Here is a 21,429-nt window from a genome sequence, read left to right as displayed (position 1 = left end):
TCCCGCTTCTCCCGGGGGAACTTCAATCCGTCCTCCGTGACACTACTCAGGCTGCTCAGGCGTAGAACGACTCGTACGAGATCGAGACCTGCTGGGACGTGTAGCTGGCCGAGCTGTTCCCGCTGATCTCGACCTTCCACCCGCCCACATATGCAGCGTACGTCTTCCCGTCGTTGTGCGCGTCGACGTACGACTTCACGGCCTCGATGTTCCCGCCCTTGAGGGCGCCGAACGCGTCACCGAGCGCGGCCGGCAGCGCCTTCTTGGCGTCCGCGGCCTCACCGGAGGCGCTGACCTCGATGTCCTTGATGCCCTTGCCGCTGCTGGCGTAGAAGAAGACCCGCTGGTAGCCGTACTTGCCGACGTCCTTCTTGCAGGAGGTCGTGCAGACGTAGCCCTTGGCCTTCAGCGCCGTGATCAGCTGCGCCTGGGTGGTGTCGAAGGTCTGGTCCGGCAGGTCCATCGAGTCCTCGCCGGACTTGTGGCCGGACACCCGCACGCTCTGGCCCTGGTTGCTGAGCTGGAACTCGCCCCAGGTGGTGCCGACCTCGTCGGAACGCTGACCGGTCTTCACCGAGTCCTGGATCTTCTTGACCTGGTCGGCGCCGAAGGTGTCGTTGCCGAGCGCCTGCAGCACCTGGTCGAAGGCGACCTGCGCGTTGTTGAAGTTGTCGTCGTCCTGGGCCTGCAGCCGGACCGCGATGATGGTGCCGTCAGGCGAGAACTGGAAGATCGCCTCGGACTCCTTGCGGCCGTCCTGCTTGAAGCAGCCGCGGTGCGCGCCCTGACCGGTGTTGAACAGGTCGCTGCAGCCGAAGCCGAGGCCCTGCAGCTTCTCGGTCGCGGCCTTGGCCTGGCCGGTCGCGTTGCCGAGCTCGCCGTTCTGGCCGGGACCGCCGGACGTCGACGGGGAGCCGGACGGGTTCGGGCTGCCGCTCTCGGTGGGCTCGGAGGTCGTCGTGGGCTGCGTCGTGGGCTCGTCGTCACCGCCGAACGCACGGATGCCGAGGAACACCAGCAGGCCGATCACCACGAGGCCGACCACGCCGCCGCCGATGAGCAGCGGAAGCTTCTCCTTGCTGATGCCGCCCGGGCCTTTGGACCCCGGACCGCCCGGCTGCCACTGCTGGCCGGGACCGCCCTGCTGCTGGTGCCACCCGCCTTGCTGCTGGCGCTGGCCCCACGACTGCTGCTGGTAGGCGCCGCCCTGCTGCTGCGGCGGCTGACCCCAGCCACCCGCCGGCGGCTGACCGTACTGACTGGGCTGCTGCCCCTGGCCAGGCTGCTGGCCCCAGCCACCCTGCTGCGGCGGCTGGTCCTGCTGCGGCTGTCCCTGCTGGGGCTGTCCCTGCTGCGGCTGACCCTGTTGAGGCCGACCCTGCTGAGGCTGCTGCGGAGGCTGGCTCCAGCCACCGCCCTGGCCCGGAGGCTGTTGTCCCCAGCCGCCCTGCTGCGGCGGCTGGCCACCCTGTCCCCCGTGCTGCCCGCCTGGCTGGCCCCCCGGCTGCCCAGGACCCCACGGTCCCTGCGGCGGCGTCGTCATATTTGCTCCTTCTGACCCAGTGTCGACGTGCAAAGTTAACAGTCGGACGGCTCAGAGCCCTCACCGGATCCATCCGGTTCGCGGACTGCCGAAATCGTTACGACTGGTCCGCCGACGGCGTGGTCGCCACGGCGGCGGCAGCGTCGGAGCCGTCCTCGAGGAGCACCCGGAAACCGGCCGCGTCCAGGATCGGCACGCCGAGCTGGACGGCCTTGTCGTACTTCGATCCCGGCGAATCGCCGACGACGACGAACGAGGTCTTCTTCGACACCGAGCTCGCGACCTTGCCGCCGCGCCCGACGATCGCCTCGGTCGCCTCGTCCCGGCTGAACCCCTCGACGGTCCCGGTCACCACGACCGACAGCCCGGTCAGCGTCTGCGGCAGCTCCGGGCCGGTGCGCTCCTCGCGCATGACCACACCGGACGCCTGCCACTTGTCCACGATCGCCTGGTGCCACGGCACCTGGAACCACTCGATCAGCGCCTGCGCGATGGTCGGGCCGACGCCCTCGGTCTCGGCCAGCTGCTCCTCGCTCGCCGCCCGGACGCCGTCGATGGTGTCGAACACCTCGGTCAGCGCCGCGGCCGCGGTCGGCCCGACGTGCCGGATCGACAGCGCCACCATGACCCGGGACAGCGGCTTGGTCTTCGCCTCCTCGAGGTTGGCCAGCAGCTTGCGGGCGTTCGCCGACAGCGCTCCGGCCTTCGTGGTGAAGAACTCGCTCGCGGCGAGCTTGTCCTCGGTGAGCGCGAACAGGTCGCCCTCGTCGGCGATCAGCCCGCCGCGGATCAGCGCGTCGGCCGCCTTGAAGCCGAGGCCCTCGATGTCGAACGCGGACCGCCCGGCCAGGTAGAACAGCCGCTCGCGCAGCTGGCCCTGGCAGTACTGCGAGTTGGGGCACCGGATGTCGACGTCGGACTCCTTCGCGGGCGCCAGCACCGTGTCGCACCACGGGCATCGCGTCGGCATCTCCCACGCCGGCAGACCCTCGGGGCGCAGATCCACGACCGGTCCGAGGACCTCGGGGATCACGTCGCCCGCCTTCCGCAGGACGACGGTGTCGCCCGGCCGGACGTCCTTGCGGGCGACCTCCTTGGCGTTGTGAAGCGTCGCGTACTCGACCGTGGATCCGGCCACGCGGACCGGCTCCATGTGCGCGAACGGGGTGACCCGGCCGGTGCGGCCGACGTTCACCTCGATCTCGATCAGCTTGGTGTTGACCTCTTCCGGCGGGTACTTGTACGCGATCGCCCAGCGCGGCGCGCTCGACGTCGACCCGAGGGCGCGCTGCAGGTCGACCTCGTCGACCTTCACCACCACGCCGTCGATCTCGTGGTCGACCGAGTGCCGGTTCTCGCCGTAGTACGCGATGAACTCGTTGACCTCGTCGAGCGTGCCGACCCGGCGGGCGCGGTCGCTGACCGGCAGGCCCCAGGCCTTCAGCTGGTCATACGCCTCCGAGAGCCGGCCGATGTGGTGGCCCTCGACCTTGCCGAGACCGTGCACGACGAACCGCAGCGGCCGGCCGGCGGAGACCCGCGGGTCCTTCTGGCGCAGCGACCCGGCCGCGCTGTTGCGCGGGTTGGAGAACACGTCCTTGCCGGCCTCGACGAGCTGCGCGTTCAGCTCCTCGAAGTCCTCGACGCGGAAGTAGACCTCGCCGCGGACCTCCAGGAAGGCCGGCAGCTCGTCGCCGCGCAGCTGCTCCGGGATGCTCTTGATGGTGCGCACGTTCGGCGTGACGTCCTCGCCGATGCGGCCGTCGCCGCGGGTGGCGCCGCTGACGAGCTTGCCGTTCTCGTAGACCAGGTCGAGGGCGAGGCCGTCGACCTTGAGCTCGCAGAGGAACCCGCTGTCGTTGATCTGCTGGACCGTGACCTCACGCTCCAGCCGCTTGGCCCAGGCCTCCATCTGCTCGGCGGAGAACGCGTTGCCGAGGCTCTCCATCCGCATCGGGTGCTGGATCGGCGTGAACAGGGTGGAGATCGGCACGCCGACCTTCTGGGTGGGCGAGTCGGGCGTCCGAAGCTCCGGAAACTCCTCCTCGATGCCCTGCAGCTCATGCATCAGCGCGTCGAAGTCCGCGTCCGAGATGATCGCGCTGGCCAGGTAGTACCGCGCGCGGTGGTCCTCGATCTCCTTGCTCAGGTCCGCGTGCCGCGTCCGCACCTCGGCAGGAGCCCCGACGTTCTCGCTCATAAGCAGAACTTACATGTCCTCACGGACAGTTTCGGGTCATTCGTCGGCTGCTTCGCCGAGCACGTCCGCGATGTCGCGAAGCAGTTTCAGGCGCGCTCGGGCGTCACCCGGTGACGGAGCGGCCGCAAGCCCGCAGGCGGGTGTGACGACGACCTGCTTCAGCAGCTGCGGGTCGAGGCCCAGTTCCCGCCACCGGCGTACGAGCGGCTCGGCGGCCTGTTCTGCCTTGGGCAGGACGCCTGTGGTGGGTACGACACCCGCGTAGATGCTCGAACCGGCCTCGGCTGCGGCCGCGACCTGGTCCCAGGCGGCCGTGTTGAGCAGGGAGACGTCGACGGCGACGCCCGTCGCGCCTGCCTTGGTGAAGACCTCGATCGGTGGCCGGGCAGCGCAGCAGTGCACGACCGTCGGCCCGCCGGCAGTGAACAGGCTGAGCAGCTCCACGGCGCCAGGCCCGTCGACAGACCGGTGCTTACTCCAGCCGGACGCCGTCGGCACCGCTCCAGCCAGTACGGCGGGCAGGCCCGGCTCGTCCACCTGCAACACAACCTCGGCGCCCGGAACCCGCTTCCGTACCTCGGCCACGTGCTGCTGGACACCGTCCGCCAGCGCCTGCGCCAGATCCCGCCGCGCGCCGTGGTCCGCCAGCACCTTGTCGCCACGCGGCCGCTCCACCGCCGCCGCAAGCGTCCACGGCCCGGTGACCTGCACCTTCAGCTGCCCCTGGTACCCGTCGGCGTACTCCTCCAGCACGTCCAGGTCTTCCTGCAGCAACGCCCGCGCACGCCGCTGGTCCAGACTGGCCCGCGCGTCTCCGCCACCGGTCAGCCGCCACCCGACCGGCTGCAGGTCCGCGGCCAGCTCGGTCAGTACGGCGACGGTCCGGCTGACCATGTCGCCGTACGGACGGGCCGGCAGCTCGGGCAGGAACGGGAGGTCGACCAGCTCGAGTACGGCGCGCATCCACTCGCGGATGTCGTCACCGGGGACGGAGCCCAGGCCTGTTGTCGTCATACGCCAGCGGTGACGCGCTGGACCGAGTCGATGGTCGCGGAGCCGATGACGCGGGTGCCGTCGTACAGCACGACGGCCTGTCCCGGGGCGACGGCGGAGGTGGGCTCGTCGAAGGAGACCTGCACCTTGTCGTCCAGCACCGTCGCGGTGACGGCGACCTCCTCGCCGTGAGCGCGGAGCTGGGCCGTCGCCCGCAGGTCGGCCGCGGGGGCCGGTCCGCACCAGCGCGGCTTCGACGCGGTGAGGTGGGAGACGGCGAGCTCCTCGCGGGAGCCCACGGTCACGGTGCGTTCGACCGGGCTGATGTCGAGGACGAAGCGCGGCTTGCCGTCCGCGGCCGGCGTGCCGATCCGCAGGCCCTTGCGCTGGCCGATGGTGAAACCGTGAGTGCCCTGGTGCTCGCCCAGCTTGTTGCCCTGCGCATCGATGATGTCGCCGGGCGCCTCGCCGAGCTGCGCGCCGAGGAAGCCCGCGGTGTTGCCGTCGGCGATGAAGCAGATGTCGTGGCTGTCCGGCTTGGCCGCGACCGACAACCCGCGCCGCTCGGCCTCCTCGCGGACCTCGGTCTTGACCGTGTCGCCGAGCGGGAAGAACGCGTGTGCGAGCTGCTGCTGGGTCAGGACGCCGAGCACATACGACTGGTCCTTGGCCGGGTCCACCGCCCGGTGCAGCTCGCGGCCCGACGGCGTGTCCACGATCCGCGCGTAGTGCCCGGTCGCGACCGCGTCGAAGCCGAGCGCGAGGGCACGCTCCAGGACGGCGCTGAACTTGACCTTCTCGTTGCAGCGCAGGCACGGGTTCGGCGTGCGGCCGGCGGCGTACTCGCTGACGAAGTCCTCGACCACGTCGGCGTGGAAACGCTCGGCCAGGTCCCACACGTAGAACGGGATGCCGATCACGTCCGCGGCCCGGCGGGCGTCGCGGGAGTCCTCGATCGTGCAGCACCCGCGGGCGCCGCTGCGGTACGACTGCGGGTTGCGGCTGAGCGCCAGGTGCACACCGGTCACGTCGTGCCCGGCCTCGGCCATCCGCGCGGCCGCGACGGCGGAGTCGACCCCGCCGGACATGGCTGCGAGTACCCGCATCAGGTGTTCCTTCCCACGTTCTGCAGGCCGGCGGACTTCGCCCGCTCCACGACCGGCCCGATGGTGTCCAGTACGGCGTCGATGTCGGCGCGCGTACTCGTGTGCCCGAGGGTGAACCGGAGCGAGCCCCGGGCCCGCTGGTCGTCGTACCCCATCGCCAGCAGCACATGGCTCGGCTCGGCGACCCCGGCGTTGCACGCGGACCCGGTCGAGACCTCGATACCGCGCGCGTCGAGCAGCAGCAACAGCGAGTCGCCCTCGCAGTCGCTGAAGGACAAGTGTGCGTTACCGGGCAAGCGGCCCACCGGGTCGCCCGACAGCAGCGCCCCGTCGACGGTACCGGTGATGCCGGCGATCAGGGTGTCCCGCAGCTCGGCCAGCCGGAGCGCCTCGTCGGCCTGGTGCTTGACCGCGTGCTCGGCCGCGACCGCGAACCCGGCGGTCGCCGGTACGTCGAGGGTGCCGGACCGGACGTCGCGCTCCTGCCCGCCGCCGTGCAGGATCGGCGTCAGCTGCGTCTCCTTGTGGACGACGAGCGCCCCGATCCCGTACGGACCGCCGAGCTTGTGCGCGGACACCGTCATCGCGTCGACGCCGAGCTCGCCGAAGTCCACCGGCACCTGCCCGATCGCCTGGACGGCGTCGGTGTGCACGGGGACGCCGAACTCCTGCGCGATCGCCGCGACCTCGGTGACCGGCTGCAGCGTGCCGACCTCGTTGTTGGCCATCATCAGCGTGACGAACGACACCGACTCCGGGTCCCGCTCGATCGCCCTGCGGACGTCGTCCGGGCGGACCCGGCCGAGCTCGTCGACCGGCAGCCACTCGATCTCGGCCTGCTCGTGCTGACCGAGCCAGACCGCCGGGTCGAGGACCGCGTGGTGCTCGATACCGCTGAGCAGGATCCGGCGCCGGCGCGGGTCGGCGGCCAGCCGGGACCACCACAGGCCCTTGAGCGCGAGGTTGTCCGCCTCGGTGCCGCCGGAGGTGAACACGATCTCGCTGGGCTGCGCCCCGAGGGACGCGGCGATCGACTCGCGCGCTTCCTCGACCGTCCGTCGCGCGCACCGGCCGGAGCCGTGCAGTGACGAAGCGTTACCGGTCCGGGTGAGGTGATACGTCATCGCCTCGATCGCGGCCGGGAGCATGGGCGTCGTCGCCGCGTGGTCCAGGTACACCGTGCGACGGTCGGGAGGAGTCATAACAGTTTCAAGGGTATGTCCGGTACCGATGTTCCCGCTCCTCGGGAGTCAGCGCGCGAGTTCCAGCGTGAGCTGCTGCTCGTACCGCGAGCCGATCCGCCCGAACTTCTCAGCCGCCTCGTGCAGGGTGTCGCGGTCCTTGGTCAGGCGGCCCCGGGCCCGCAGCAGCACGGCCTCCGCCCACGCGTTCTCACTCACCGCTCGCTCGAGGTACTCCGCCGCTTGCGCGTGCCCGGACACGACGGCCAACTCGGCGCCGGCGGCATTCGCGTACGGGATCCACCACGGCTCGGGGAACGCTCCGAACGCCCGCTCGACCACTCCCCCAACCGCTGCCCTCGTGTCATGGTGGTGGACGGCTAGGCGGGCCTCTACGAAGGCTGCTGGGGCCGCTAGGCCCGGGTCGTCGGCTGCGTCGGTCACGCGGGCGATCTCCAGGGCCCGGGACTGCCAGACGGTCTCTTGGCCCGTGCCGAGTAGGCCGTGGGCGAGTGCGGCTGCCGCGGCGGCGGATGCCATCCAGACGCGGGGTGGGCAGCCGGCGGCGCGCCAGCCGTTCCACATCACGTCGGCGGCGGCGACCGCCTCGGGGAACATCCCGCTGAGCGCGTAGGCACGGACCTTGCGCGGTGCGGTGATGTACGGATGGCCGTGCACCGGATCGTCGGTCAACCGCGCCAGCCGGACCGCTTCGACGAGATCGCCGACCGCGACCGCACATGTCGACGCGGTGTGGAACGCGTCGACGATCTCGGCCACCGCCCGCGGATCGTGATCGGGCAGCGTGGCCGCGATGGCGAGCCGCTCCTTCGCGACCGCCTCGGCCTCGCGGAGCCGTCCCGCGGCGGCGACCGCGATGCCGTACGCGTCGAGCGCGCTCATCAGCTCCAACGGCTCACCCGCCCGGCGAGCGGCGCTGACGGCCGACTCCGCCGAGGCAACCCCGAACCGGTCCACCCACGCCCGAGCGACCTGAACCGCCACGGCAGGTGCAGCGGGTAGGAGGGCGGCGCCGCCGTCCTCGGGGAGTGGGGCGGGGTTGGTCACCTCGTAGCGGTTCAGGATGGTGACGGCGTACCCGAGCGCCTCCGGGTTCCCGTCGGCGCCCGCGCGCATCATCAGCTGGAACGCGTGCTCCCCGTCCGCGACCACCATCGCGGCATCGGCGGCGTCGCGCAGATCGTCGTACAGCTCGGCGGCGTTCACAGCGTTGTCGGCCGCGGCCAGGTAGTGCTCACGCGCCTCCAGGAAGCGTCGCCGGGCGAAGGTCAGGTGGGCGAGCTTGCGGGCGAGCGGCCGTACGTCGCCCCGCGCCGCCCGCAGGTCCGGCGCCAGCAGGTCGAACTCCTGCTGCCAGTCCTCCCCCGCTTCCAGTTGCCGCTCAAGCCTGGTCGCAACGGCATCGGCCCACGCCACATGCAACGCGGCAACCTCGTCGTACTCGTCCTTCAGCTGCTCCAGGGCGAAGACGCGGACTGTCTCGAGCATCCGCCAGCGGCTGGTCCCCGCGTGCAGGGTGCGGTGCAGGAGGCTCTTGTCGGTCAGCCGGCCGAGGAGGTCGCTCAGCTCACTCTTGGTGCTCTCTGGCGACACAGCCGCAGCCGCGGCGAGGTCAAAGCCCCCGACAAAGACACCGAGCCGCCGGAACAACCTGCGCTCATCCTCACCGAGCAGGTCGTAGCTCCAGCCGATGACGTGCGCCAGCGAGCTGTGTCGCTCGTCCGGGCCACGCCCTCCCGACAGCAGCCGCAGCCGGTCGTCCAGCGCTGCCAGCAAGCCGTCCGGCCCCAACGACCCAGCGCGGGCAGCAGCGAGCTCGATAGCCAGCGGTACGCCGTCCAGCTCGGCGCACACCTTCTGCGCAAGCTGACTGTCGTCGGCCAGGTCAGGCGCGACCAGAGCGGCCCTGTCCCGGAACAGCTGCTCCGCTTCGGTTCCCAGTGCCAGCGGACCGAGCTGCAGCGGCCGCTCGCCCGCCACACCGAGACGCTCGCGGCTGGTCACCAGCACTGCGGTCTCTGTCGCCTCAGTGAGGATGCGGGCAACCAGACCGGCCACGTCGTCCAGCAGGTGCTCACAGTTGTCGAGAACGAGCAGGGTCCGGCCACGCTTCAATCTCTCGAGCACTGCGTCTGTCAGGGTCTGCGGTGGTTGCTCGGTGACCTGTAGCGACTCAGCGACCGCGGCGACGACGAAGCCCGGCCGCACCGGGACCAGGTCGACGACCGCACCGCCGTGTGGGTACCTGTCGGCGATCTCTGCGGCGACCTGGAGCGCCAGGCGGGTCTTACCGACACCACCCGGGCCAAGCAGGCTGACGAGACGGTTACTGCCGAGTGCCCTGGTCAGCTCCGCGCTGTCCTGCTCGCGGCCGACGAACGTCGTCCCCGGGCCGGTCGGCGTACTGAAGCCCTCCGGTTGCGCCTCGGCCAGTGCGGCGAGCTCGTGCCGGTCCGCGACGCCGTACTTGCGGAGCAGCGAGGAGATGTGGCTCTCGACGGTCCTGATACTGATCTGCAGCCGCCGGGCGATCTGGGCGTTCGAGCGGTCACCCGCGAGCGCCGCGAGCACCTCGGCCTCCCGCGCCGACACGTCCTTCGGACCAGCCATTGGCCCATCATGCGGGATCCGTGGTCCTTCCGTGGCCGCTACGGACGACTTTCCGTACCGGCCGCGCCGAAGGTGGAGGGACAACCTCGGAAGCTTGGGAGAAGACCATGGGACGAGTACTGCTGGACATCACGATGTCGCTGGACGGCTTCGTCACCGGGCCGGGCGCGGACCTCACGCACGGTCTCGGGATCGGCGGCGAGCCGCTGCACGACTGGATCACCGGTGCTCAGACGGACGCGGACCGGGAGGCGTTCGAACGCACCAGCACGGGCATCGGCGCGGTCCTGATGGGCCGCCGGACCTTCGACCTGATCGACGGGCCGCAGGGATGGAGCGCCGACGGGTTCAGCGGCGAGCGGCCCGCGCTCTTCGTGGTGACGTCGAACCCGCCGAGCCGGGTGCGGCTGGACGGCTGGTTCGAGTTCGTACCGGACGGCATCCGGCCCGCGCTCAAGCTCGCCCGTGACGCGGCCGGTGTGAAGGACGTGATGATCATGGGCGGCGGGCACCTGTGCCGGCAGTACCTGTACGCCGGTCTGGTGGACGAGCTCCGCGTCCACGTCGCGCCGATCGTGCTCGGCGACGGTACGCCGCTGTTCGAGCGGACCACGCTGACACCGATCCGGCTGGTGCCCCGCGGCAGCACCGGCACCCCGAACGCGACCCACCTGACGTACGACGTGGAGAAGCCATGACCCAGGAGATCCTCGACCGGCGCGCGGCCGCGGTCATCGAAGCGAACAAGTACCTCGTGCTCGGGACGGTCGGGGCCGACGGCCTGCCCTGGGTGACGCCGGTCTACTTCACGCCCGACGGGCACGACGCGTTCTACTGGGTGTCGTCGCCGGACGCGCTGCACTCGCGCAACGTGGCCGAACGGCCCGACGTCAGCATCGCGATCTTCGACTCGAGCGTCCCGATCGGCGGCGCGTCGGCGGTGTACTGCCGCGCCCGGGCCGCCCAGGTGCCGGAGGACGAGCTGGAGCGATGTGTGGCGCTCTACGCCGCGCGGTACCCGGAGCTGCGCGCGTACTCCGTCGAGGAACTGCACGACGACATCCGGCTCTACCGCGCTCGCCCGACCGAGCACTGGATCCTGGTCACCGGCGGCGACCCGCAGTACGGCACGGGCATCGACTCGCGGCGGCCGGTCTGGTCGTGATGACCCGCTCACACGCAATCCTTCCGGAGAGCAACATCCGGTGGAGCGGAAGGCGGAGTCATGTCCGACTGGTGGACCGAGCGCAAGCAGAACCAGCAGCTCTCCAACCTGGAGAGCGAGATGTCGTACGCGCGGCAGGAGACCTCGAGCCTCCGCTCCCAGTTGTCCCACATCCAGGGCAGCCTGCAGAGCCGGGTGGACAGCCTGACGCGGGCCTTCGACGCCTACGTCGAGCTGTCCGACCTCCGCCACGAGACGGCCGGCTTCGTCGACGCCGCCGAGCTCCGCCGCTACGCCACCCGGGTGCTGTCCGCGATGGCGTCGAGCACCGAACTGCCGGAGACCGGCAAGCCCGTCCCCCGGTACTGGCTGGGCCCGGCCACCGAAGCCCTGATCGCCCTGCACGCCGCGAAGCCGGACGAGCAGGCGATCAGTACGGCGATGGAGCTCGACGAGCGCCGGACGTCGATCTACCTGTCGCTGGCGTTGGCCGTCCTCGGGCAGCGGCACCAGGTACGCACCGAGTGGCTGGACACGGCGTTCGGCACACCGGCCGCCGACGGAAGCCTGACCAGGGTGCAGCGCGTGCTCTGGACGACGGCGGCGCGCGGCGGCTTCGGAACGGACGGGCTGGAGCTCGTGGTGAAGCGGCTGCAGGCGGTCGCGTCACCCGACGGCGCCTGGCTGTCGCGACTCGAGATGCGCGGCAGCTCGTCCCGCCCGAAGGGCCCGCGGCTGAAGGCCACCGAGGCCCAGGACGACGCCGGGGACCGGTTGAGCCGGATCCGCAACGCCGTCGAGACGATCGTCGGCAACACCGAGGCCCGCGAGCCCGACCCCGAGCTGAGCTACCCGGAGGAGCGCAAGTCCGACCGCTCCCCCGACGACGCGAAGGCCTCCCGGCGCGACGGCAAGTCCCGGCGCGACGCCGACGCGGGCAACGAGCCGGACAAGGACAGCCCGGCGGCCATGCTGCGCCTGCTGATCTCCGAGGGCAGCGCCCCCGAGCGCGAGACGCTGGCCCGGATCGCCGTACTGCGGGCACGGGTCACCGGTTCGCCCGAGTCGGCCGCGATGGCACTGGAGGACCCGGCCGGCGCCGTCGACGCATTGCTCACCGAAGACCTCGCCCTGTCCGCGGACCCGCACCTGTCGGCGACCGCGCTGCGGGTCGTCGGCCCGTTGGCGCTGCCCGGGGTCGAGACCTTGGCGCAGACCGCGGAGCGCCCCGGGCCGACGGAGGTCTCCGTCGACAGCGGCGCGCACACGATCACCATCCGCGCCGACGGTCCCGACCAGCTCGAACTGGGCAAGGCGACCTCGTCGCTGACCGCGGCCGGCGGGGTGACGACCACCGGACAGCGCGTGGTGCCGATCAGTCTGCTGGCGGGCGGCGCCGTGGTGGCGATCGGGCTCGGGCTGCTGCTGCACTGGTTCTGGATCGTGGTCGGTCTGGTGGTGATGGCGTTCGGTCTCAACAGCTACGTCTCGCTGCGCCGCGCCGTCAACAACGACAAGACACGGGCCGCCGGTGAGGTCGGCAACCTCAGCGAGCGCTGCTCGACGGCCGCGACCGCGCTCGCCGACTACCTCAAGAACACCGACGCCCGGAAGGCCGCCATCACCGAGGACCTGGCCGCCGTCCGCGAGCAGCTCACCACCTAGCGGTTCCGGTCAGCGGATGCGGTCGCACCACGGATGACCGGGGTGCAGATGGTCGATCATGTCCGCGAGCCAGCGGCGCCGGTCGTACGAGCCCTTCAAGTGCCGCCGGAACGCTCGCCCATCCGCCACGCCCGCATGTCAGCCCTCCGCAGGCCGGCGACTGGCGGGTTGTTTCACGGCTGCCGGGTTACAACACGCCAGCTGACAAACAACCCGCCATCCACGGGGCTCCGCGCGACAGCCCGGCCGGGAGGGGAACCGAGCCGGGCTGTCGCGGGAATGTCAGGACTTGCGCTTGGTGACGTCTTCGGTGGCGGCGGGGAGGACCTTGTGGAGGTCGCCGACGACGCCGTAGTCGACCAGCTCGAAGATCGGGGCCTCGGGGTCCTTGTTGACCGCGACGATCGTCTTCGAGGTCTGCATGCCCGCGCGGTGCTGGATCGCGCCGGAGATGCCGGCCGCGACATACAGCTGCGGGGACACGGTCTTGCCGGTCTGGCCGACCTGGTAGGCGTGCGGATACCACCCCGAGTCGACCGCCGCGCGGGACGCGCCGACCGCCGCGCCGAGCGAGTCCGCGAACGCCTCGACCGGGCCGAAGTCACCGCCGGTGCCGCGGCCGCCGGACACGATGATCGCGGCCTCGGTCAGCTCCGGGCGACCGGTCGCCTCCCGCGGCTTGGAGTCGGTGATCCGCGCGGTCTTCGCGGCGTCGGAGATCGTCACGTCGAACTCCTCCGCCTCCGGCGAGGTCTCCGCGGCCTCCGGGGTGGCGGCGTTCGGCTTGACCGTGATGATCGGCGTGCCGTGGGTGACCTTGGCCTGGACGGTGTAGTTGCCCGCGAACACCGACTGCGTGGTGACCGCGCCCTCCTGCACGTCGACCGCGTCGGTGATCAGGCCGGAGTCGAGCTTGACCGCGAGCCGGGCCGCGATCTCCTTGCCCTCGGCGCTCGACGAGATCAGGATCGCCGACGGCTCGAGCTTCGCCGCGACCTGCTGCAGCGCCTCGGCCTTCGGCGCCACCAGGAACTGCGTGAGCTCCGGGTTCGTCAGCGCGATCACCTTGGTCGCGCCGTACTGCCCGAGCGCCGGCAGCGCCTCCTGCACGCCCTCGCCGATGAAGACGGCGACCGGCTCACCGAGGCGGCGCGCGATCGTGAGGAGCTCGGCGGTCGTCTTGCGGACCGTGCCCGCGGTGTGGTCAACGAGAACCAGAACGTTCGACATTACTCAGCCGCTCCTCAGAGGAACTTGTTCGTGGACAGGAACTCGACGAGCCCGGCGGCGCCGCTGCCGTCCTCGTCGGTGACGATCGTGCCGGCGGTCCGGGCCGGACGGGCGGTCACCTCGACCACCTCGGTCCACGCGCCCGAACCACCCACCTGCTCGGGCGTCAGCTCGAGGTCGGCCAGCGACCAGGTCTCGACCGGCTTCTTCTTCGCGGCCATGATCCCCTTGAACGACGGGTAGCGCGGCTCGTTCGCCTGGTCCGAGACGCTCAGCACCAGCGGCAGCGTGCCCTCGATCGTCTCGCTCGCGGTGTCGCCGTCGCGGCGGATCCGGACGGTCTGCCCGTCGACGGTCACCTCCGAGCCCAGCGTCACGGCAGGCAGCCGGAGCCGCTCCGACACCATCGCCGGGACGACACCCATGCCGCCGTCGGTCGACCCCATGCCGAACACGACCAGGTCCGCCTCCAGCTTGGCCAGCGCCTTCGACAGGATCAGCGAGGTGGCGACCGCGTCCGAGCCGTGGATCGCGTCGTCGACCACGTGGACACCGGCGTCGGCGCCCATCTGCAGACCCTTCTTCACCGCATCGGCGGCCTGCTCCGGGCCGACCGTGAGAACGGTCACCTCGGCGTCCCCGGCCTCCTTGACAGTGAGTGCGGTCTCGACGGCATACTCGTCCAGCTCGGACAGCAGCCCGTCGACACCGGCCCGGTCCACCGTGTTGTCCTCCGAGCGGAAGCGGCGGTCCGCGGTGGCATCCGGCACGAACTTCGCGCAGACGACGATCTTCATAGCGTGTGGGACCCCTTCTGGTTAACGGTCTCTGCCAAGCCTGCCACGGATGTTACCCACGAGAAACATAAGCTGCGTGCGAGTCCCATCACAGTCTCGGATCCGACTAGTCTGACTCAGGTGACCGAGACGTTACCGCTGACCGGCGAGAGGACCGCGCCCGGGATCTGGCACGAGAACTATTGGTTCGCGCGCCACGACGCCGCCTACCGCTGGATCACGGCCGAACTGCCGATCGGGACCGGGCGGTTCCTCGACGCCGGCTGCGGCGAGGGCTACGGCGCGGAGCTGCTCCGCCTCGCCGGGGCGAGCTCCGTGACCGGTCTCGACTATGAAGATACGACGTTGCGGCACGTCCGCCGGGTTTATCCGCAGGTCAATGTCGCGCGCGGCAATCTCGTCCGGACGCCCTTCGCGGACAGCGCTTTCGCGACGATCACCTCACTGCAGACGATCGAGCACCTGTGGGAGCAGCCGCGGTTCGTCGCGGAGTGCGCGCGCATCCTGGAGCCCACCGGGACGCTGATCCTCAGTACGCCGAACCGCCTGACCTTCCCGAGCGGCAACTGGTACCACACGCGCGAGCTGACGGCCGCCGAGTTCGCCGAGCTGCTCGAGCCGCATTTCGTCATCACGCAGGCGCTCGGCCTGCACCACGGCGACCGGCTGACGTCCTGGGAGGCGCAGCACGGCTCCTGTGTCGACGCGCAACTCGCCGCCGAGCACGACCAGTGGGACGACACCCTGGCCGCGCTCGTGCGGAGTACGTCGTACGCCGACTTCGAGATCCGCCCAGGAGACCTGGACGAATCTCTCGATCTGATCCTCGTGGCCCGGCCGAAGCGCTAGGGCCGGACGATCCGCTCGATGATCTTGCCGGCGATCAGGTAGACCAGCGCCGCGATCCCCCAGTTCACCAGCAGGGTGTTCTTCGCGGTCTCCAGCCGGAACAGGTCCTTGAACGGCCCGACCAGGTCGTGACCGCGCTCCAGGATCCAGCGCACGATCTCGTTGCTCTGGTTGGTCTGGTCGAGCGCGGTGAACAGCGCACCCAGCGCGAGGACCGCGGCCGCGAGCACCGCGACCAGCCAGATCAGCGACGCGATCAGGTTGCGCAGCTTCCGCACACCGGAGCCGACCGAGGTCAGCGCCTGCTTACCCTTGCCGGAACCGGATCCCGAGGAACCGCCCTTGGCCGCCGGCGGTTTGTTGCCCGAGGCACCAGACGGTACGGCCGGTTTCACCGTCGCCGTGGTCGTCTCCTTGCCGGCGGCGTCCTTGCCCGCGGCAGCACCGGTCTCCTTGGCCGCACCCACCGGCGCACCAGCTGCGGCATCCTCCGAGCCGGCCGCATCCGGCGTCGCGCCCTCGGCAGCCTTCTCCCGGGCCCGCTGCTCGGCCACGATCTCCGCGGCCGTCTTCGGCCGGGCGGTCTTCGTCGCGGTCGCCGCACCCGATGCGCTGCCGGTCGCCGCCGCGCCGGCGTCCGGCGTCGTACCGGCCTTGCCGGCTCCGGAAGCTCCGGCGGCCGGGTTCGGCTCCGCCTTCTCGTCCTGCGTACCCACGTCGTCCATCTCCTCAGCCGGGGTCCGTTCCTCGTCCGTGGTCATCGCGGCGGCCGGCGGTCTCCTCCGCCGGCTGACCGGGACCGGGCGCGGCGACAACCGGCGACGGGCGCCGGCCACCGGCGCCACTGCCGTACTGCCGTCCACGCCGCCGGTCACCCCGGCCACCCTGTCCACGCCGCTGTCCACGCTGTTCACTGCCTGTGCTTCCGGGTTCACGCTGGTGTTCACGCCCATGTCTGACTCGTTCGTTTCAAGCACTGGTTCCAACGTAGCGCCGCCAGGGGCTGCCGGGGCGGCCACGATCGGGACCGGATCGACCGCGCGGGTCCGCGCCTGCGTGATCGAGGTGTCGGCCGCGGCCTGGTCGAGCAGCGACCGGGCAGCCCGATCGGCGGTCCGGTCGGCCACGCTACTTCTCCTCTCCGCTACCGATGCCGATGCTCATCCGCTCGTGGGCGTCCGACCGGATGTGGGGGCCATAGTGCCCGACTGGTGAGTAACTTGAGAACCCCTCACGCTCTCTTTTTCACCATCTGCTTCTACCTCATCACCGCCCGCATCGCCCGGCGCCACGCTCCGGCCGAGCGCGGAAGGCTTCTCCCCGGGCGCTTCCGCAGACTTCTCCACGGGCTTTTCGACAGTCTTCTCGACGGGCTTCTCCACCGGCTGCACCCCGGACTGCAGCAGCGCCGCGGTCCGGTCGTTCGCGTCGGCCAGACCGGCCAGGTACTTGCGGCGCTCGGCGTTGGCGGCGTACCGCTCGGTGCGGTCGCCGAGCACCTTCGCCGGTACGCCGGCCGCGATCGCGTAGTCGGGGATGTTGCCACGGGCAACGCTGTTCGCGCCGATCACCACGCCCCGGCCGATATCGGTCCCGCGGGTGACCGTGACCTTCGTGGCCAGCCAGCAGTCCGGGCCGATCCGGACCGGCGACTTCACCAGGCCCTGGTCCTTGATCGGCAGGTCGAGGTCCTCGGTCTTGTGGTCGAAGTCGCAGATGTAGGTCCAGTCCGCGATCAGCGTCGACGCGCCGATCTCCACGTCCAGGTAGCAGTTCACCGTGACGTCGCGGGCGAACACGACCTTGTCGCCGATCCGCAGCGTCCCCTCGTGTGCGCGCAGCCGGGTCTCGTCACCGAGGTGCACCCAGCGGCCGAGCACGATCCGGCCGTGCCCGGGCCGCGCCACGATCTCCAGATGCTTGCCGAGGAACACGAAACCCTCGGTGATCACGTGCGGGTGGCGCAGCTTGAACCAGGCGAACCGCCAGTAGCGCTTCAGGTAGTACGGCGTCCACGCCCGATGGCGCACCACCCAGCGCAGATTCGCCACGGACAGCAACCGCATCGCAACACCCTACTGCTTGCTTGCCACTCCGGTGATCGAGACGTTGTAGTACAGCTCGTCGGGGACGACGGCCGACAGCGCCTTGTCCACCTTGGACAGCTGCAGCCACGACTTGTACGCGAACATCCGCCAGCCGAACCCGAGCTTCTGCTCCGGCACGGCGGCCTCGAACGTCCTGATCGGCCACCCGACCCACGCGGCCAGCAGCTCCTCGGTCACGGTCTTCACCCCGGTCGCACCCGCCCGGGTCGCGGTCCGCGCCAGCGTGTCCGGATCGAACGTGTGCAGGTCCACGACCGCTTCCAGCGCGGCCGCGCGGGACGACTCGTCGAGCTCCTCCTGCGGCCGCCGCCAGTGCGCCAGCGCGGGCAGCTTGGTGACGTTGGTGGTCGCCCACCAGGTGAACCGGGACAGCCGCCGGGCCACGAAGTCGCCGTACCGGGTCGGCTCGCCGCAGATCACGAACCGGCCGCCCGGCTTCAGCACCCGCAGCATCTCGCGGAACGCCAGCTCGACGTCCGGGATGTGGTGGATGACCGCGTGCCCGATCACCAGGTCGAAGGTGTCGTCGTCGTACGGCAGCTTCTCGGCGTCGGCGACCTTGCCCTCGATCGCGAAGCCCAGCGTCTTCGCGTTCTTCTTCGCGGCCTCGACCATGCCCGGCGACAGGTCGGTGACATGGGCCTCGTCGAGGACGCCGGCCAGTTTCAGGTTCAGCGTGAAGAAGCCGGTGCCGGCGCCGATCTCGAGCGTCTTGCCGTACGGCCAGCCGCGCGACCCGGCGACCGCGACGAACCGGTCCCGGGCGTAGTCGACGCAGCGTTCGTCGTACGAGATCGACCACTTCTCGTCGTACGTCGACGCCTCCCAGTCGTGGTACAGCACCTGGGCGAGCTTGTTGTCGTTCCAGGCCGCCTCGACCTCTTCGGCGGTCGCGGCCGGCTTCTCAGTAGCAGACATCACTTTCCCTTGAATTCAGCTTTGCCGGGGCCGTTCTCGACGAAGGACTTCATCCCGATCGCGCGGTCCTCGGTGGCGAACAGCGCGGCGAACTGCTGCCGCTCGATCTCCAGGCCGGTGGTCAGGTCGACGCCGAGGCCGGAGTCGATCGACTCCTTGGCCGCGCGCAGCGCCATCGCGGCGCCGTGGGAGAACTGCGACGCCCACGCGACGGCGGCGTCGTACACCTCGGCGGCAGGCACGACCTTGTCGACCAGGCCGATCCGCAGCGACTCCTCGGCGTCGACGAAACGGCCGGTGTAGATCAGGTCCTTGGCCTTCGACGGGCCGACCAGGCGGGACAGCCGCTGGGTGCCGCCGGCGCCCGGGATGATGCCGAGCAGGATCTCCGGCTGGCCGAGCTTGGCGTCCTCGGCGGCGATCCGGTAGTCGGCGCAGAGCGCGAGCTCGCAGCCGCCGCCGAGCGCGTAGCCGGTGATCGCGGCGACGGTCGGCTTCGGGATCGCGGCGACCGCGGACAGCGAGGACTGCAGCGGACCGGAGCGCTTGGCCATGTCGGCGTACGACATGTCGGCCATCTCCTTGATGTCCGCGCCGGCCGCGAACACCCGCTCGCCGCCGTAGATCACCACCGCCCGCACCTCGTCCGACGCGGCGGCCTCCAGCGCGGCGGCCCGGATCTCCTCCTGGACCTGGACGTTCAGCGCGTTCATCTTCGGCCGATCCAGCCGGATCGTCCCGACCCCGTCACTCACGGTCAGATTGACGAACTCGCCCATGCATCCGCTCCTTTGCCTGTGCGCCTACCCACGGGTCACATCCCCGGGAACGGTACCGGATGCGGACGCCCAGCACTCATCAAACCCCGTGCAACCAGTCCGGACGGCCGCGCCCGAGCGTGGGCGACGGCCGTCTGGGCGGGTTGGTGAGTGTTACACGTCCACCGCCTGGCCGGAGGCGGCGGAGCGGCGGGCTCCGTCGACGATCTTGAGGGTGCGCAGGCCTACGGCTCCGTCGGGCTGGGGGACGACCGCGGGGGGCTTGCCGGGCTGGGCCGGGCCTGTGGTGCGGACCGCGTCCAGGAAGGTGTCCAGCAGGGACGCGTCCAGGTTGCCGCCGATGCCGAGGAAGACCTCGCCGTCGGCGTCCGTGCCGCCGACGTGCGTCACGAACGGCTCGATCTCCACCGATCCGTTCGTACCGGTCACCTGCAGCGTCACGCCGCCCCAGGTCGGACCGTTGTCCGGAACGCTCCACGAGCAGTCGATGGTTGCCAGCAGCCCGTTGTCGTAGTTGATCGTGACCAGGCCGCCGGTCTCCACCTCCACCCCCTTCTCCTGGTGCAGGATCCGGTTCGCCGCGGCGTGCACCCGGGTAGCGGACGCGCCCCCGGTCAGGCCGTCGATCAGGTCCGCGCAGTGCACGGTGTGGTCGACGAGCGCTCCGCCGCCGGCCAGCTCGGCATCGGTGAACCACTGCCGCGCGGCGTACGGGATCTTCCCGTTGTTGGTGCCCAGGACGGCGAACACGTCACCGAGGCGGCCGGCCTCGACGTTCGCCCGCAACTGCGCGTACGACGGCGCGAACCGGACCGGGTACGCGATCATCAGGATCGTCCCGGCGGCCTCGCACGCCGCGAGCATCGCCTCGCCGTCGGCCACCTCGGTCGCCAGCGGCTTCTCGCACAGCACGTGCGCGCCGACGGCGGCGGCCCGCTCGACCAGTTCGCGGTGGCCGGCGTTCTCGGACGTCACCACCACCGCGTCCGGGCCCCACGCGAACAGCTCGTCGTACGAGTCGACGTACGGGATGCCGAACTGCGCGGCGAAGTCGGCACCGCGCGGACCGGGGTCGGGCGCCGTGGCGCCGTCCGGGTCGGCGGACAGGACGTCGATCTCGGGCATCGACGCGAGCAGGTGCGCGTACGAACCCGCGTGGACGTGCGCGAACGACGCGATCGCGACCTTCAAAGTCATGCCACTGCTCCTGTCGAGACGAAGGTCTTCATGTCGATCGGCTGACCGGATTCCATCGACGCCCGGGCCGCCTCGGCCAGGTACACCGCGGTCGCGCCGTCGGACGCGAGCACGCGCGGCTCCGCGCCGCCCCGCAGGCCGATGGCGAACTCCCGCAGCTGAGTCAGGTACGGGCTCTCCCCCAGCGACGACTCGGGGATCAGCAGGTCGCCCGCGGCGGCGCCGTTCTGCAGCTCTTCCTTGTAGCCGGTGTCGCTGTCGGACTTGAACTTCAGGACGCCGCTCGAACCGGCGACCGAGAAGCCCGTCTGGAACGTCGTGCCGGTCGCTCCCCAGGTCGCGCGGCAGTGGCTGATCGCACCGGACTCGTGCGTCAGCGTCACGTGCGCCGCCACGTTCACCGGGCTGATGCCGTCGACGGTCGGCGGGTTCTGGACGGCGTACACGCTCGTGACCTCGCCGCACAGCCAGCGCGCCTGGTCGAGGTCGTGCACCATCAGGTCCATGATCACGCCGCCGGACCGGGCCACGTCGCGGTACCAGCCCGCACCGGCCGGGGAGGACGCCTGCCGGTAGAAGCGCGCCACCGCGACCTCACCGATCCGCCCCACCTGGATCGCGTCGTACGCCGCCTTGTACGCCGGGAAGTACCGCACCACGTGCGCCGGGTACAGCCGGACGCCGGCCGCCGCGGCCGCGTCGATCACCTCGTGCGAGTCGGCCGCGGTCAGCGTCAGCGGCTTCTCGCAGATGACGTTCTTGCCGGCCTTGATCGCGGCCAGCGTGATCTCCTTGTGCGTCGCCGACGGCGTGACGATGTCGACGAACTCGGCCTCGGCCAGGACGGCGTCCAGCGACGCCACGACCTCCAGCCCGAACTGCTCCGCCAGTTCCTCCGCGCCTTCGAGCGAATAGACCAGGACCCGGGCGCCGACGGCCTTCCAGGACGCGGCGTGGATGCGCGAGATGTTGCCCGCGCCGATCAGACCGACGGTCAGACCGGCCAACTCTTCCGACATGTGTTCCCCTGGGGGTGGGTAAATTAGTAACGGTCCTTGCGTATCACT

General features: G+C 70.7%; 18 protein-coding genes. 4 read left to right on the top strand and 14 right to left on the bottom strand.

The genetic code is table 11. The features are described from left to right. Positions 1-55: 55 nt before the first annotated feature. The 6 genes from ABZW60_RS32275 to ABZW60_RS32250 all read right to left on the bottom strand — a co-directional run bounded on the left by ABZW60_RS32275 (position 56) and on the right by ABZW60_RS32250 (position 9,654). Positions 56-1,543, bottom strand: a complete 1,488-nt coding sequence (locus tag ABZW60_RS32275) for a hypothetical protein (protein WP_355483293.1) — start codon at positions 1,541-1,543, stop codon at positions 56-58. 97 nt (positions 1,544-1,640) lie between these two features. Then, a complete protein-coding gene (gene ligA, locus ABZW60_RS32270; protein WP_355483291.1) occupies positions 1,641-3,743 on the bottom strand; it encodes an NAD-dependent DNA ligase LigA in 2,103 nt (700 codons plus the stop codon). 36 nt (positions 3,744-3,779) lie between these two features. Beyond that, a complete protein-coding gene (locus tag ABZW60_RS32265) occupies positions 3,780-4,757 on the bottom strand; it encodes a methionine synthase vitamin-B12 independent (RefSeq protein WP_355483289.1) in 978 nt (325 codons plus the stop codon). Then, positions 4,754-5,842, bottom strand: coding sequence for a tRNA 2-thiouridine(34) synthase MnmA (gene mnmA / locus ABZW60_RS32260; protein WP_355483287.1), 1,089 nt, complete (start codon positions 5,840-5,842; stop codon positions 4,754-4,756). The genes ABZW60_RS32265 and mnmA overlap by 4 nt, the downstream gene beginning before the upstream one ends. Beyond that, a complete protein-coding gene (locus ABZW60_RS32255; RefSeq protein WP_355483285.1) occupies positions 5,842-7,044 on the bottom strand; it encodes a cysteine desulfurase family protein in 1,203 nt (400 codons plus the stop codon). The genes mnmA and ABZW60_RS32255 overlap by 1 nt, the downstream gene beginning before the upstream one ends. A 48-nt stretch (positions 7,045-7,092) precedes the next feature. After that, positions 7,093-9,654: a LuxR C-terminal-related transcriptional regulator gene (locus ABZW60_RS32250; RefSeq protein WP_355483283.1), complete on the bottom strand. Its 2,562-nt coding sequence runs from the start codon at positions 9,652-9,654 to the stop codon at positions 7,093-7,095. Between the two features lie 107 nt (positions 9,655-9,761). Between ABZW60_RS32250 and ABZW60_RS32245 the strand changes: the two genes are divergently transcribed. The 3 genes from ABZW60_RS32245 to ABZW60_RS32235 are packed head-to-tail and all read left to right on the top strand — an operon-like array spanning position 9,762 to position 12,484. Continuing rightward, a complete protein-coding gene (locus tag ABZW60_RS32245; protein WP_355483281.1) occupies positions 9,762-10,352 on the top strand; it encodes a dihydrofolate reductase family protein in 591 nt (196 codons plus the stop codon). Beyond that, a complete protein-coding gene (locus ABZW60_RS32240; RefSeq protein WP_355483279.1) occupies positions 10,349-10,819 on the top strand; it encodes a pyridoxamine 5'-phosphate oxidase family protein in 471 nt (156 codons plus the stop codon). Before ABZW60_RS32245 ends, ABZW60_RS32240 begins: the two co-directional genes overlap by 4 nt. Before the next feature lie 60 nt (positions 10,820-10,879). After that, positions 10,880-12,484, top strand: coding sequence for a hypothetical protein (locus ABZW60_RS32235; RefSeq protein ID WP_355483278.1), 1,605 nt, complete (start codon positions 10,880-10,882; stop codon positions 12,482-12,484). A 282-nt stretch (positions 12,485-12,766) separates the two neighbouring features. Here ABZW60_RS32235 and ABZW60_RS32230 read toward each other — a convergent pair whose 3' ends face one another. Next, positions 12,767-13,714, bottom strand: a complete 948-nt coding sequence (locus ABZW60_RS32230) for an electron transfer flavoprotein subunit alpha/FixB family protein (RefSeq protein ID WP_355483276.1) — start codon at positions 13,712-13,714, stop codon at positions 12,767-12,769. Between the two features lie 14 nt (positions 13,715-13,728). Then, the gene (locus ABZW60_RS32225; protein WP_355483274.1) at positions 13,729-14,511 is read right to left on the bottom strand and encodes an electron transfer flavoprotein subunit beta/FixA family protein; all 783 of its coding nucleotides are present in this window, start codon (positions 14,509-14,511) and stop codon (positions 13,729-13,731) included. 120 nt (positions 14,512-14,631) lie between these two features. On the opposite strand from ABZW60_RS32225, the gene ABZW60_RS32220 reads away from it, so the two are divergent. Next, positions 14,632-15,360: a class I SAM-dependent methyltransferase gene (locus tag ABZW60_RS32220; RefSeq protein ID WP_355483272.1), complete on the top strand. Its 729-nt coding sequence runs from the start codon at positions 14,632-14,634 to the stop codon at positions 15,358-15,360. Here ABZW60_RS32220 and ABZW60_RS32215 read toward each other — a convergent pair. The 6 genes from ABZW60_RS32215 to ABZW60_RS32190 all read right to left on the bottom strand — a co-directional run bounded on the left by ABZW60_RS32215 (position 15,357) and on the right by ABZW60_RS32190 (position 21,381). Further along, positions 15,357-16,487, bottom strand: coding sequence for a hypothetical protein (locus ABZW60_RS32215; protein ID WP_355483270.1), 1,131 nt, complete (start codon positions 16,485-16,487; stop codon positions 15,357-15,359). The genes ABZW60_RS32220 and ABZW60_RS32215 overlap by 4 nt on opposite strands. A gap of 33 nt (positions 16,488-16,520) precedes the next feature. Then, a complete protein-coding gene (locus tag ABZW60_RS32210; protein WP_355483268.1) occupies positions 16,521-17,426 on the bottom strand; it encodes an acyltransferase in 906 nt (301 codons plus the stop codon). A gap of 9 nt (positions 17,427-17,435) precedes the next feature. Then, complete coding sequence (locus tag ABZW60_RS32205) at positions 17,436-18,386, bottom strand: class I SAM-dependent methyltransferase (protein WP_355483267.1); 951 nt, start codon at positions 18,384-18,386, stop codon at positions 17,436-17,438. After that, a complete protein-coding gene (locus ABZW60_RS32200) occupies positions 18,386-19,165 on the bottom strand; it encodes an enoyl-CoA hydratase-related protein (RefSeq protein WP_355483265.1) in 780 nt (259 codons plus the stop codon). The genes ABZW60_RS32205 and ABZW60_RS32200 overlap by 1 nt, the downstream gene beginning before the upstream one ends. Before the next feature lie 153 nt (positions 19,166-19,318). Beyond that, the gene (locus tag ABZW60_RS32195; RefSeq protein ID WP_355483264.1) at positions 19,319-20,362 is read right to left on the bottom strand and encodes a Gfo/Idh/MocA family oxidoreductase; all 1,044 of its coding nucleotides are present in this window, start codon (positions 20,360-20,362) and stop codon (positions 19,319-19,321) included. Further along, complete coding sequence (locus tag ABZW60_RS32190) at positions 20,359-21,381, bottom strand: Gfo/Idh/MocA family oxidoreductase (RefSeq protein ID WP_355483262.1); 1,023 nt, start codon at positions 21,379-21,381, stop codon at positions 20,359-20,361. Before ABZW60_RS32190 ends, ABZW60_RS32195 begins: the two co-directional genes overlap by 4 nt. Positions 21,382-21,429: the final 48 nt, after the last annotated feature.

Origin of the sequence: Kribbella sp. NPDC003557, from assembly GCF_040610805.1 — a bacterium.
Classification (GTDB): domain Bacteria; phylum Actinomycetota; class Actinomycetes; order Propionibacteriales; family Kribbellaceae; genus Kribbella.
This window is presented reverse-complemented; position numbering and strand designations above follow the sequence as displayed.

Bases quoted from the DNA above. Each gene is read 5' to 3' on its own strand.
- ABZW60_RS32235 (WP_355483278.1), top strand. From the start codon at position 10,880: ATGTCCGACTGGTGGACCGAGCGCAAGCAGAACCAGCAGCTCTCCAAC.
- ABZW60_RS32200 (WP_355483265.1), bottom strand. From the start codon at position 19,165: ATGGGCGAGTTCGTCAATCTGACCGTGAGTGACGGGGTCGGGACGATC.
- mnmA (WP_355483287.1), bottom strand. From the start codon at position 5,842: ATGCGGGTACTCGCAGCCATGTCCGGCGGGGTCGACTCCGCCGTCGCG.
- ABZW60_RS32240 (WP_355483279.1), top strand. From the start codon at position 10,349: ATGACCCAGGAGATCCTCGACCGGCGCGCGGCCGCGGTCATCGAAGCG.
- ligA (WP_355483291.1), bottom strand. From the start codon at position 3,743: ATGAGCGAGAACGTCGGGGCTCCTGCCGAGGTGCGGACGCGGCACGCG.
- ABZW60_RS32190 (WP_355483262.1), bottom strand. From the start codon at position 21,381: ATGTCGGAAGAGTTGGCCGGTCTGACCGTCGGTCTGATCGGCGCGGGC.
- ABZW60_RS32225 (WP_355483274.1), bottom strand. From the start codon at position 14,511: ATGAAGATCGTCGTCTGCGCGAAGTTCGTGCCGGATGCCACCGCGGAC.
- ABZW60_RS32195 (WP_355483264.1), bottom strand. From the start codon at position 20,362: ATGACTTTGAAGGTCGCGATCGCGTCGTTCGCGCACGTCCACGCGGGT.
- ABZW60_RS32210 (WP_355483268.1), bottom strand. From the start codon at position 17,426: ATGCGGTTGCTGTCCGTGGCGAATCTGCGCTGGGTGGTGCGCCATCGG.
- ABZW60_RS32230 (WP_355483276.1), bottom strand. From the start codon at position 13,714: ATGTCGAACGTTCTGGTTCTCGTTGACCACACCGCGGGCACGGTCCGC.
- ABZW60_RS32275 (WP_355483293.1), bottom strand. From the start codon at position 1,543: ATGACGACGCCGCCGCAGGGACCGTGGGGTCCTGGGCAGCCGGGGGGC.
- ABZW60_RS32205 (WP_355483267.1), bottom strand. From the start codon at position 18,386: ATGTCTGCTACTGAGAAGCCGGCCGCGACCGCCGAAGAGGTCGAGGCG.
- ABZW60_RS32245 (WP_355483281.1), top strand. From the start codon at position 9,762: ATGGGACGAGTACTGCTGGACATCACGATGTCGCTGGACGGCTTCGTC.
- ABZW60_RS32250 (WP_355483283.1), bottom strand. From the start codon at position 9,654: ATGGCTGGTCCGAAGGACGTGTCGGCGCGGGAGGCCGAGGTGCTCGCG.
- ABZW60_RS32265 (WP_355483289.1), bottom strand. From the start codon at position 4,757: ATGACGACAACAGGCCTGGGCTCCGTCCCCGGTGACGACATCCGCGAG.
- ABZW60_RS32255 (WP_355483285.1), bottom strand. From the start codon at position 7,044: ATGACTCCTCCCGACCGTCGCACGGTGTACCTGGACCACGCGGCGACG.